Origin of the sequence: Alteromonas lipotrueae (assembly GCF_019249255.1) — a bacterium.
GTDB classification, from domain to species: Bacteria; Pseudomonadota; Gammaproteobacteria; order Enterobacterales; family Alteromonadaceae; genus Alteromonas; species Alteromonas lipotrueae.
Window position 1 is genome coordinate 61914 of sequence record NZ_JAESDJ010000012.1, and the last position, 11956, is coordinate 73869.

At 43.7% G+C, this 11956-nt stretch carries 11 protein-coding genes; 3 read left to right on the forward strand and 8 right to left on the reverse strand.

Translation table 11 applies throughout. From position 1 onward, the window contains the following. Nucleotides 1-13: 13 nt before the first annotated feature. The 3 genes from KYS23_RS15615 (at nucleotide 14) to KYS23_RS15625 (ending at nucleotide 2753) form a co-directional block, all read left to right on the forward strand. Nucleotides 14-838 (forward strand): hypothetical protein, encoded by an 825-nt coding sequence (locus KYS23_RS15615; RefSeq protein ID WP_218419317.1) that lies wholly within the window; start codon nucleotides 14-16, stop codon nucleotides 836-838. A gap of 188 nt (nucleotides 839-1026) precedes the next feature. After that, nucleotides 1027-1842 carry an alpha/beta fold hydrolase gene (locus KYS23_RS15620; RefSeq protein WP_218419319.1) on the forward strand — a complete coding sequence of 272 codons (816 nt, stop codon included), beginning with the start codon at nucleotides 1027-1029 and terminating at the stop codon, nucleotides 1840-1842. 263 nt (nucleotides 1843-2105) lie between these two features. Next, entirely contained in the window at nucleotides 2106-2753 is a 648-nt protein-coding gene (locus tag KYS23_RS15625; RefSeq protein ID WP_218419321.1) for a GGDEF domain-containing protein, read from the forward strand. A 61-nt stretch (nucleotides 2754-2814) separates the two neighbouring features. Here KYS23_RS15625 and KYS23_RS20945 read toward each other — a convergent pair whose 3' ends face one another. The 8 genes from KYS23_RS20945 to rimP all read right to left on the reverse strand — a co-directional run bounded on the left by KYS23_RS20945 (nucleotide 2815) and on the right by rimP (nucleotide 11874). Then, nucleotides 2815-3948, reverse strand: coding sequence for a M48 family metallopeptidase (locus tag KYS23_RS20945; protein WP_218396337.1), 1134 nt, complete (start codon nucleotides 3946-3948; stop codon nucleotides 2815-2817). 4 nt (nucleotides 3949-3952) lie between these two features. Beyond that, nucleotides 3953-5173 (reverse strand): YjgN family protein, encoded by a 1221-nt coding sequence (locus KYS23_RS15635; RefSeq protein WP_218419323.1) that lies wholly within the window; start codon nucleotides 5171-5173, stop codon nucleotides 3953-3955. A 139-nt stretch (nucleotides 5174-5312) separates the two neighbouring features. Further along, complete coding sequence (rpsO, locus tag KYS23_RS15640; RefSeq protein WP_013783816.1) at nucleotides 5313-5582, reverse strand: 30S ribosomal protein S15; 270 nt, start codon at nucleotides 5580-5582, stop codon at nucleotides 5313-5315. 103 nt (nucleotides 5583-5685) lie between these two features. Continuing rightward, on the reverse strand, nucleotides 5686-6660 hold the full coding sequence (gene truB / locus KYS23_RS15645; RefSeq protein WP_159529875.1) for a tRNA pseudouridine(55) synthase TruB: 975 nt from the start codon (nucleotides 6658-6660) through the stop codon (nucleotides 5686-5688). Continuing rightward, a complete protein-coding gene (gene rbfA / locus KYS23_RS15650) occupies nucleotides 6661-7062 on the reverse strand; it encodes a 30S ribosome-binding factor RbfA (RefSeq protein WP_013783814.1) in 402 nt (133 codons plus the stop codon). A gap of 182 nt (nucleotides 7063-7244) precedes the next feature. After that, nucleotides 7245-9851 (reverse strand): translation initiation factor IF-2, encoded by a 2607-nt coding sequence (gene infB, locus KYS23_RS15655; protein WP_159529873.1) that lies wholly within the window; start codon nucleotides 9849-9851, stop codon nucleotides 7245-7247. 25 nt (nucleotides 9852-9876) lie between these two features. Further along, nucleotides 9877-11370, reverse strand: a complete 1494-nt coding sequence (gene nusA, locus KYS23_RS15660) for a transcription termination factor NusA (protein ID WP_013783812.1) — start codon at nucleotides 11368-11370, stop codon at nucleotides 9877-9879. A 45-nt stretch (nucleotides 11371-11415) separates the two neighbouring features. Continuing rightward, nucleotides 11416-11874 (reverse strand): ribosome maturation factor RimP, encoded by a 459-nt coding sequence (gene rimP / locus KYS23_RS15665; RefSeq protein ID WP_013783811.1) that lies wholly within the window; start codon nucleotides 11872-11874, stop codon nucleotides 11416-11418. Nucleotides 11875-11956: the final 82 nt, after the last annotated feature.

Sequence of the window (11956 nt, forward strand, 5' to 3'; positions counted from 1 at the left end):
AAATAGAGAACTTATGGCAAATAATTCGAACAACGATGATTTTCCAACTATTCGCTTAGATGATGAAGATCGTCGCGATTATCAAAAAAAGCGTCAGCCTTCGCCAACCAATGCATCTTCGAATTCCTCATCGCCATCCAGCCCCTCCCCCAAAGCCCCTGAGAATAGCAGTGGCGGCGGTAATGGCCTCTGGGTATTCCTAATCGCACTTATTGCCCTTGGTGCCTGTGGCGGATGTTACTACCTGTACACATTGGTAGAACAGCAAAAAATGGTGGCTTCTCTCGCTGAAAAGCGCATTTTTGAATTAGAGAAAAAGCTTTCTGCCACGGGTGAAGAAATGGGCGAATCCACCGTGGCTTTGCAAGTTAAAGTTAATGAGTTAGCCAGTAAAACCAATGATTTGTGGGAGCAGATGGACAAACTTTGGGCTTCAGCCTGGCGCCGAAATCAAAAAGAAATTGCTGACCTAGGTGATAGAGTTGGTAACGTTCAAACTGCGCTTCAGGGCAATATTAAGAAGGTTGCCGATGATGTGACTAGCCAGCAGGGCCAAGTTGGTTCGGTGAAAAATCAACTGGCTTCATTGGCTGACGAAATTCTTGCCTTTAACGTTCAATTAGAACAAGTCTCTGGTGATAAACGCAGCAGTGAACAACAAGTTCGGAATTTGTCAGACAAATTATCAGTATTAGAGCAGCGTAACAGCTCTCTTTCTGGGCGCATTACTAGCCTTGAAAATGAACTAAGAGAGATAGCCACCAAAGTAGTTTCTCGAAGCACAACGAGCGCTACAAACTCGGCGCCCTCTTCAACTGCGAGCGTATCGGAAGGCTAATCTTAATTTTAAACGTGTATAAATCGTTAAAGGAGCTAAATGGCTCCTTTTTTTTGCGCTGAATTTATTGACCATAAGTAGCATATAATCTGCCTCTCTTCGATGCTATAAACATTATATCCGTGGGTAGCCTTGTGTATTGCTATTTTCAGGCTATTTTTTTGCTCGAGTAAGAACAGGCTGCAACTATGATTCACCAATCCAACGCTAGTCATATAATCGACAACAATAACGTAAAAATTATTGGTTCAGGGACAAAGACGCTTATGCTTGCACATGGGTTTGGCTGTGACCAAAACATGTGGAAATACCTTACCCCCTATCTTAAGCAAAAGTACAAAATTGTGCTTTTTGACTATGTAGGTTGCGGAAAATCTAATGTCAGTGCTTTTGATAAAACACGGTATGAAGCGTTAGAAGGATATGCACAAGATGTCGTCGATATTTGTGAAGCACTTGAGTTAACTGAAGTGACATTTATAGGCCACTCGGTAAGCGGTATTATTGGTTATCTTGCTTCAATTTCGGCCCCGCAGTATTTTTCAAGCTTCGTATTAGTATGCCCCTCTCCATGTTTCTTGAATCTACCACCGGATTATTTCGGCGGTTTCGAAGAAGCAGACTTGGCAGAGCTTATTAACTTAATGGACAAAAATTATATTGGGTGGGCGAGTTACCTTGCGCCATTGGTGATGGGGGGAGAAAACGATCCCGGTTTAGTGAAAGAGCTTGAAAGCAGCTTTTGTTCCACCGACCCCAAATATGCAAAACCTTTTGCTAAAGCTACTTTCTTTTCTGATTATAGAAATATTCTTCCAACCATTGCTTTCCCTTCACTCATTTTACAAAGTAGCAGCGACTCATTAGCGTCAGTAGAAGTCGGGAAATATATGCATGAAAATACGCCCTTATCATCGCTTGAAGTTATCGATGCTCACGGTCATTGTTTGCATATGACAAACCCCGCAACTATTGCAGAAAAAATAGAGTCTTTCGTACCTTGAAGGACGATAAGCTCGACCTTTTTCCTAGTTTACTTTTAGTCTCTGATTTAGGCTCCGGGAATATTAATTTTTGCAACAAAGATGCTTTGGACCTGCTTGGTTATTCTCGCGAAGGCGTTACGGATAGTAACGTTTCCAACATTATTTCGCGGGCGAGTTTAATTTTTTTTGAAAGCTATGTGAGACCTTCTTTGCTCGATTCGGGTAGGTTTTCGGAACTTCAATTAACTGTCATTACTGCGCAGCATGAACGAATACCAATATTGGCTAATGTTATACTGCATGGTGAGCAACTCTATTGGTCTATGCACACAGCGAAGAGTCGCGACAAGCTCTATCAAGAGCTAATAGAAGTGAGAGACAGCTTGGAATTAAAAACCGACGAGCTCACATTACTCTCCCGTCTCGATCCGCTTACTAATTTACTCAATCGTCGTGCTGCCTCTGCTGATATTCGTAAGCTACTCGATCAGGTAAACCGAAAGTTTGTTCCTGTGTCTTTTTTACTTATTGATATTGATTTTTTTAAAAATATTAATGACAAACACGGACACGATATAGGAGATGAGGTTATTGGTGTACTTTCACATACGTTGAAAACGGCCACACGAAAAACCGATGTTGTTGCCCGTTGGGGCGGCGAAGAGTTTCTGATAGTGCTATATAACTCAACCCAGAATAATGCCCGACTCTATTGTAAGTATTTGCATGAAAGGATTGCAGAATTACGTTACTCGCGAGCAGATAACATTACGGTGAGTATTGGCGTGACGCAAATACCCATGCCGCAACATAACACTGTTTTACAAGTAGAAACATTAATTAAAGAAGCCGATGATGCGCTTTACCGTGCTAAAGGCGAAGGCAGAAATCGTACTATATTCCACACAGACAGGCACGCCAAAATCTAGGTGAAAACCCTCGCTAGGCCTTTGTAAACGTAGGCATTAACACTAGGTTATCTGATACCCATCAGTCATTGTAAGATGCGCTTTCAGCATTCTCTATACGTGCTTTTGTTGAGGGGTGAGATTGAAACCAACTATTTTCAGAGCCCTGCTGCTCACTGTCGTTCGATAATTTACGCATTACGTCTGCAAAGTCAGCGGGATCGCGTTGCATTAATTTTAATTGTGAAATAGCAAAGTTGTCAGCCTGCCATTCATGCTTTTGTGAGTACTGGTTTTGCACAACACTAGAGCCTATTCCCATAAAAGACTCAATTGCTCCGCTTAAATCACCGAAAAAGTAACTTATCGCTAGAGTTGCAAATAAAGACTCGGCTATCAATTGCATGGAATGGTTTTGTGCCACATGGCCAATTTCGTGTAACAAAATAGCATCAAGTAATGCTTGGTCGCCATCTACCAGTGTTACCAAGTCATCGGTAAACACTATGGTGCCGTCAGGTAACGCAAAGGCATTGGGTCCAATCAAATCGGAATATCTAAAGTGAACCCGAATATTACTTTCGATACCGAGTCCGCTAACTTGCTTTACAACAGTGTCAAAGCCCATCATTAACTGCTCACGTTGCAAATCAGGTAGCGTGCTAGGCTCCAACATTGAATAATCTAATGCGCTCAACGTATGCTGTGAAGCTACGGATTTAATAGAGTATGGTATCTGGTTAGCAAATTTAACGGCCGCCCATGGCATGCCTTGTACGAAAATAACATAGAGTAAAAGTGGTACTAATAAAACACTCGCAATTAGCCAAGGCTTTTTAGTTTCCATTTGAGAGATACGACTACCTGCCCCACCATCTAACCACTGATCTAACAGGGGCGATGGAGAGCAAACCAGTAAGCGGTCGTTAGGTAGAGTAATTTCTCGAGGTAAATTACCCAGCTTCGACTTCGCATTGACTTCAAATTGCTGAAACCTTAGCGGCTCAGTGCTTTCACTTCTGCCAACGCCGGCACTTTCACCACTGTCAGCAATATCGCTCGCGTCTATTTCTAGACGGCTTGTTGTCACACATTGCTCATCCTTAACACGCTTGTCACCATTTAATAAACGAATGATCAATGTATTTTTTTCAATATTCGCGATAACTGATGTTACCGCTGAATCTTTTGATTGATATAACTGCCCGGGTATCACTAGGCTAGCCTAATGCGACATCAACATCGAACAACGTAGCCGCTTCTTCAGCTGTCGCGCCCACAGAACCGGTGTTAACGGACGTAACGCTATCAATACCTGATAACACAGTGACCTCAGTGGCATTAGCAAAGAAATGAGCACTGCGAATTTTCGCCCAGGGAATAGCAAAGCCTAAGGAAAGAACGATAGCGATAACGTTGGTTGTTCTAAGCCATACCAACGGCAATACACCCACATTGGACTTGAATTGCGCCACGTTTGGTATTTCACTACTTTCATAAATATGATTGCGGATAAGCGCGGTATAAAAGCTAGATGAAATAGCATAGGCAATAAGATACATGGCGAACAAAGTGAACATCACCAAAGGAGCACCGTTTTCTAGTGTTTGAATAAGACTAGTAAAGCCAAATCCCATTATACTTGCACCTACCAAAAACACAGCCACCACAATGCCCACAGCGCCGAGTGAGGCAACGTAATAAGATCCCGTGCTCAATTTGGTGGTAAAACTACTGTCACCGAAGGCTGATTCGTCAACGAGGTATTCGTCTATCTTCTTAAGCGCCCACGGCAACATCAAGTACATGGTAAATAAGCTAACGAATGGCAACACCACGAAAACTACAAACGCGTCACCAAAGCCGCCATTGAATTTAAATCGAACATTTCGATACCCTGTCATACGCATACTGAAACGTTGACCTAGTACTATCATAAAGGGCGTGAATAGCATTAAGGCCAACACCATAAACGCACCCGCAATAGGGCTTATTGCGCTTAAAATAAAGTAACTAGCAAATAAACACACCGCAATAATACGGCCTTTTAAAATTTGTAAAGGATTCGCTAGATAAGAAAACCGATGACCATCAATCTCGGTATTTCCATAAAAGTATCGGTTGGTTCTTACTTTTGCCCACGCAGAATAAATACCTAATGTCACAATAGTGAGCAATAAATTCACAATCCAAATAGAAAAGAATTCTGACGCTTTACCATGAAAGGAAACCTTACCCTTTCTTAAAACACTTGCGGTCGATACTGTGGAGGAAGCTCCTGTAGATGGAGCTTCTGTAGATGAATTCTCTGGTAATTCTAACTGCGTGATTCGCTCTTCCAACTCTTGCGCCCGTTCAGGGTGCTCAATATCGTCAATAGCGGCGCGAGCTTGCTTCAATTCTTCCAGTGAATACGTTGAGTAATCAATATTTGATGACATACATCCCTCTTATTATCAGTAATTTCCATATGCTTAAAGCATTACCAATACTAAACATACGCAACAATTACTGTGGGGGCAACGTTTTACAGACATAAAAAAAGCACCCTAGGGTGCTTTTTTCATTAAAAACTTAAGCTTATCGACGTAGGCCAAGACGCTTAATTAGGTCAAGATAACGCTCAGCGTTCTTGCCTTTAAGGTAGTCTAGAAGCTTACGACGCTGGCTAACCATACGTAGAAGACCGCGACGTGAGTGGTGGTCTTTCTTATGATCAGCAAAATGGCCTTGAAGCTTGTTGATGTTGTGAGTTAACAACGCAACTTGAACTTCAGGTGAACCAGTATCACCTTCTTTTACGCCATAATCAGCAATGATTGTTGCAGTTTCGTCTTTAGTTAGTGACATAACATTCTCCTAAATTATGTCCGGCCGATCACTAATTCAGCCAGACGGAATGAAGCGCGTATTATAATGACAGCGCGCGAGTTAGCAAGGGAAAGTGTAAACTTTATTGGTTGTACACAACCCGTCTTTTCGGATTGACAAAAATATCGCCATTAGACCCAACTTGGTCTTTTGGATCTTGTACGCCTTCACCTACGCCTAAAAACAAACCTTGTTCGTCTTCACCGAAGTAAACCCGGTAAGGCTGACCGACGACTAACGCTTCGTTGCACGTGCCTTTAATACTTTGACCGTTGTCGAAACGATGTTTTTCAGCATCGTTAATACAAACCAGAGGCAGTCTACTTACTGCGGTATCCATGGGGATCATAAATGCATCTAGTGCTGCAAAGTCACCCTCATCTAGTGCTTCTTGAGTCGCAATTAGCGTATCAAGAGACACCATTTTATCGGTTGGATAATCGGCTACTTCAGTGCGATGCAAACGTGTTACATAAGCGCCGCACTCAAGAATTTGACCAATATCGTCTACTAACGAACGAATGTAGGTTCCTTTACTGCATTTAACGCGCATATCTACTTCTGGTAGCGCAATACGAGTAACTTCAAGCTCGAATATTTCAATATCTCTCGCTTCACGCTCAACCGTTATTCCCTGACGAGCATAATGATAAAGAGGCTTGCCTTGGTGTTTTAGCGCCGAAAACATAGAAGGCACTTGTTTGCTTTTGCCTAAAAATTGCAAACATGTGTTTCGAACCGTCGCTTCATCTACCGTCACCGGCTTTTCTTCAACGACTTCACCGTCTGCATCAGAAGTGCTGGTGCGAATACCTAGCGTTGCGGTCACTTCATAGGTTTTCTCCGCATCTAATAAGAATTGCGAAAACTTAGTAGCTTCGCCTAAACATAAAGGCAGCATACCGCTGGCTAAAGGGTCTAGCGCGCCTGTATGCCCCCCTTTTGAAGCTTTGAACAACCAACGTACCTTTTGAAGAAGTTGGTTTGAAGAACCGCCTAATGGCTTATCTAGCAATACTATGCCGTTAATATCACGGCCTTTACGACGCCTTGCCATTTATTCCTTCTCTTCTGACTCGTCGGTATCTCGCTTCGCGTCATCTGCCGCAACGGTTTGCGATACCAAGTTAGAAATGCGCATACCTTCAATAATTGATTTATCTTCAAAGAAATGAAGATGTGGCACAGAGCGCATGCGTAAACGCTTAGCCAAAATACTACGAATAAACGGCTGAAACTCGGCCAGCTGTTTTATTTGTCTTTTGCCTTCTTCTTCTGTGCTGTTATAGATAGTCACATATATTTTAGCGTGGGCTAAATCTCGTGTTACATCTACATCAGACACAGTAATAAGCGGCATATCGCCAACGCGGTGTTTGTATTCATTTTGCAGAATGCTAGCTACTTCTTTATGAACTTGCTGCGACACTCTGTCGGTACGTGAAAATTCACGAGCCATAACTTTCTCCTGTCTTTAAATCAGCGATAGTCGCCAGTCACTCAGGCTTTTATAAGCTAATCCGCTTTTAGGCATAGCCTTGTAAAGCTTAGCCTATAAACAACCTAGTTTCATTTTGAAAAGTGACAGACAAAAACGGGGGCTTGTGCCCCCGCTTTATTTATACTGATTTAGTTAGGCAATTAGATTTCGCGTTTAACTTCAACGATTTCGAAGACTTCGATTTGGTCTCCAACTTTTACGTCGTTGTAGTTCTTAACGCCGATACCACATTCCATACCGTTACGTACATCTTGTACGTCATCTTTGAAGCGACGTAGAGATTCTAGTTCACCTTCATAGATTACTACGTTTTCACGAAGTACACGGATTGGATTGCTACGCTTAACCACACCTTCTGTAACCATACAACCAGCGATAGCACCAAGCTTAGGCGATTTAAATACATCACGCACTTCAGCCAGACCAATAATTTCTTGTCTGAACTCTGGCGCAAGCATACCGCTCATTGCTGCTTTCACTTCGTCGATTAGGCTATAGATAACGCTGTAGTAGCGTAAATCAATTTCTTCAGCTTCTAGTACGCGACGTGCAGTTGCATCGGCACGAACGTTAAAGCCAAGTACGATAGCGCCAGAAGCTGCTGCCAATGTCGCATCAGTTTCAGTGATCCCACCTACGCCGCTACCAACAATGTTAACTTTAACTTCTGCCGTTGATAGTTTAATCAACGATTCAGCAATCGCTTCAACAGAACCTTGTACGTCAGCTTTAAGTACGATGTTAAGTTCGCTAACGTCACCTGCTTCCATGTTCGCAAACATGTTTTCAAGCTTGGCTTTTTGCTGACGAGCTAGTTTAAGCTCACGCTTCTTCTGATGACGTTTAGCCGCTACTTCACGGGCTTTACGCTCATCTTTCACTACCGCTGCATCTTCACCAGCTACTGGAACACCAGATAAACCTAGTACTTCAACAGGGGTAGACGGGCCAGCTAGCTTAAGCTCTTGACCATGCTCATCGCGCATTGCACGAACACGTCCGTACTCTTCACCACACAGTAGGATATCACCGGCTTTCAGCTCACCTTCTTGGATAAGTACTGAAGCCACTGGACCACGACCTTTATCAAGACGTGATTCAATAACGATACCGCGACCAGGACCTTTAGCTACCGCTTGTAGGTCAAGTAATTCAGCTTGAAGGTTAATGGCTTCTAAAAGACCATCAACACCCATACCGGTTTTAGCAGAAACGTTACAAAACTGGTGTTCACCGCCCCACTCTTCTGAAATAACTTCCAGTTGAGAAAGCTCAGTTTTAACACGATCTGGATCGGCTGATTCTTTATCCATCTTGTTCACGGCAATAATTAACGGAACACCCGCTGCTCGAGCATGTTGAACCGCTTCTTTCGTTTGTGGCATTACGCCATCATCTGCCGCAACAACCAAGATAACGATATCGGTAGCCGTTGCTCCACGAGCACGCATTGCAGTAAACGCGGCGTGTCCAGGCGTATCTAAGAAGGTAATTTCGCCATTATCAGTTTGTACTTTGTAAGCACCGATATGCTGGGTAATACCACCGGCTTCACCGTCAGCCACTTTCGCGCGACGAATGTAATCAAGTAGTGATGTTTTACCGTGGTCAACGTGACCCATGATGGTGACTACAGGTGCACGTGAAGTTTTATCACCGCCTGTGCCATCATCAGCTAACAATTCTTCTTCAAGCGCGTTGTCGTTAACCAGTTCGAATTTATGACCCATTTCTTCGACAACAAGTACTGCTGTGTCTTGGTCAAGAACTTGGTTAATTGTCGCCATCTCACCCATTTTCATCATGGTTTTGATAACTTCGTTCGACTTAATCGCTAACTTGCTAGCAAGTTCGCCAACAGTGATAGTTTCACCAAGCTTAACGATACGCTCTACAGGTTGAGCTGGCTTATTGAAGCCTTGCTTCAAGTGCTCACCTGCATTTCGCTTAGACTTTCTGCGACGGCGTGAAGAACGCTCAACTTGCGCGTCTTGCTCGTCTTCTGCTTCTTGAGCATAGCGATTTGAATGTAAATGCACTTCTTCAGCTTCCGCTTTCTTACGAGCTTCAGCTTCTTCTTTCCAACGACGCTCGTTTTCTTCTGCTAATTTACGCGCTTCATCAGCGGCTTTCTTAGCATCTTCTTCAAGCTTCTTCTGTGCTTCTTCTTCCTGAGCCTTACGAAGACGTTCTTCTTCAAGACGAGCAGCTTCTTGAGCAGCTTTTTCTTCAGCAGACATTTCAGGCTCATCTTTCTTACGTGCTTCAGCCTCTTTCTTCGCTTGTTCAGCACGACGAGCACGTTCTTCTTCAGCAGCCTTTCTTGACTCTTCCGCTTTACGTGCTTTTTCTTCAGCAGCTTGTTTTGCTTCAGCAGCAGCTTTTTCTTCTGCTTCACGTTTCAAACGTGCTTCTTCGGCTAACTTCGCTTCTTCTTCCGCTATGCGTTGTTGCTCTTCAGCATCAGTACGCTTAACGTAAGTACGCTTTTTACGTACTTCTACTTTAACTTCTTTCGACTTGCCTACGCTAATAGTACTGGTTGTCTTGCGTTTAAGTGTCATGCGCTGTGGTTCGGACGCGCTGCCGTGTTGCTTGCTTAAATGATCCAACAGTTTCTTTTTCTCTTCTTCATTAACCTGAGCGCCGGCATTCTTTGTAATACCCGCGTCTTTAAACTGGCCAACCAATCGGTCAACGGTCGTACCAATGTCGCTGGCGAGCTTTTCAATAGATACATCTGCCATTACGTATTATTCCCCCTGTTGACCTTTACTCTTCATTGAACCAAACGATATTACGTGCTGCCATAATTAGCGCACCCGCAGTAGCTTCGTCTAGTTCATCAATATCACTAATTTCATCTGTGCCTTGCTCGGCCAGTTCTTCAAGGTCGGTAATGCCGCGGCTGGCCAACACATAGGCCACGTGCTTACTCATTCCTTCAAGGCCTAGTAAGGCTTCGGTAGGCTCTGCGCCTTCAAGCGATTCTTCGTTTGCTAATGCACGGGTCGTAAGGAATGCACGTGCACGATTACGCAATTCTTCAACGGTATCTTCATCAAGTCCGTCAATGGCAAGAAGCTCGCTTGCTGGCACGTATGCCACTTCTTCCAATGTAGTGAAACCTTCATCAACCAACATAGCAGCAAACTCTTCGTCTACATCTAAGCCAGCGGTAAAGATGTTCAACACCTTCGCGTTTTCTTCTTCATGTTTCTTGTTCAGATCTTCTACTGTCATCACGTTCAGTTCCCAACCAGTTAACTGGCTAGCAAGGCGAACGTTTTGACCGCTACGACCGATTGCCTGAGCAAGGTTGTCAGCTTCTACCGCTACATCCATCATGTGGCTGTCTTCGTCCACAACAATAGAGGCAACTTCTGCAGGGGCCATGGCGTTAATAACAAATTGTGCTGAGTTTTCATCCCACAATACGATATCAACACGCTCACCACCCAGTTCGCCCGATACTGCTTGTACACGTGAACCACGCATACCCACACATGCACCAACTGGATCTAAGCGTTTGTCGTTAGTTTTAACGGCAATTTTTGCACGGGAACCCGGATCACGGGCCGCCGCTTTAATTTCTAGTGTTTCTTCAGCAATTTCTGGTACTTCAAGTCTGAATAGCTCTACAAGCATGTCAGGATGAGTACGGCTGATAAACAATTGAGCGCCACGTGCTTCAGGGCGGATTACATAAAGTAAACCACGAACACGGTCGCCTGGTCTGAATGTTTCGCGAGGAAGCATATCGTCACGGTAGATAACACCTTCAGCGTTATTCCCTAAATCGATGATAATGTTGTCGCGGTTTACTTTCTTAACCGTACCGGTGACCAACTCGCCGACTTTATCTTCGTATTCCGCAATCATCTGCGCGCGTTCAGCTTCACGTACTTTCTGTACGATAACTTGTTTCGCGGTCTGCGTAGTTATGCGGTCAAATTTGATAGATTCAATCTGATCTTCAACATAATCGCCTAATTGAAGCTCAGGCTCTTCTACTTGCGCAGCAGAAAGGGTAATTTCTGCGAATGGGTTTTCTTGTTCCTGGTCATCAGGAATAATTAACCAACGACGGAATGTGTCGAAGTCGCCAGAGGTTCTGTCGATACTTACTCGAACTTCGATATCGCCTTCGTTTTTCTTTTTGGTGGCACTGGCAATTGCAAATTCCAGCGCTTCAAAAATCTTCTCTCTAGGCACTTGTTTTTCATTTGAAACGGCTTCCGCCACTAACAAAATTTCTTTATTCATTTTAGCCTCACTCAAGCTTTCGTCGATGAAAGCATTGCTGTTCCGTTATTCGAATGTGGGAACAACGTTACCTTTTTCGATATTCGCCACAGCTAACTGGAACTGCTGGCCATCCACTTCAATACTGACTACGCCATTGTCGCATGCCAATACCTTGCCTTTAAAATTACGTCTGTCGTCCATCGGCATTGATAAACGAACCTGAACAACTTCACCTACAGAATCAACATAATGCTTTTCTTTGAAAAGCGGTCTATCCATACCCGGTGAAGATACTTCAAGGTTGTATTCTGTGCTAATTGGATCTTCAACATCCAAAATTGCACTCACTTGATGACTTACATCTGCACAATTATCTACGGAGATACCGTTTTCATGATCAATAAAAACGCGAAGAATTGAATGTTTCCCCGCTCGTACAAATTCGATCCCAACCAATTCAAACCCTAAAGCTTCTACACCAGGGTTGAGCATTTCGGTTAGTTTCTCTTCAAGTTTTGCCAATGCAAACCTCCAAAAACGAAAAAAGGGCCTTAAGCCCACCTGTCATCACCTAGCTCAGCTAGGCTGACTCCAGGGTCTAATA

Bases quoted from the DNA above. Each gene is read 5' to 3' on its own strand.
- KYS23_RS15615 (WP_218419317.1), top strand. From the start codon at position 14: ATGGCAAATAATTCGAACAACGATGATTTTCCAACTATTCGCTTAGAT.
- KYS23_RS15620 (WP_218419319.1), top strand. From the start codon at position 1,027: ATGATTCACCAATCCAACGCTAGTCATATAATCGACAACAATAACGTA.
- KYS23_RS15635 (WP_218419323.1), bottom strand. From the start codon at position 5,173: ATGTCATCAAATATTGATTACTCAACGTATTCACTGGAAGAATTGAAG.
- rpsO (WP_013783816.1), bottom strand. From the start codon at position 5,582: ATGTCACTAACTAAAGACGAAACTGCAACAATCATTGCTGATTATGGC.
- truB (WP_159529875.1), bottom strand. From the start codon at position 6,660: ATGGCAAGGCGTCGTAAAGGCCGTGATATTAACGGCATAGTATTGCTA.
- rbfA (WP_013783814.1), bottom strand. From the start codon at position 7,062: ATGGCTCGTGAATTTTCACGTACCGACAGAGTGTCGCAGCAAGTTCAT.
- infB (WP_159529873.1), bottom strand. From the start codon at position 9,851: ATGGCAGATGTATCTATTGAAAAGCTCGCCAGCGACATTGGTACGACC.
- nusA (WP_013783812.1), bottom strand. From the start codon at position 11,370: ATGAATAAAGAAATTTTGTTAGTGGCGGAAGCCGTTTCAAATGAAAAA.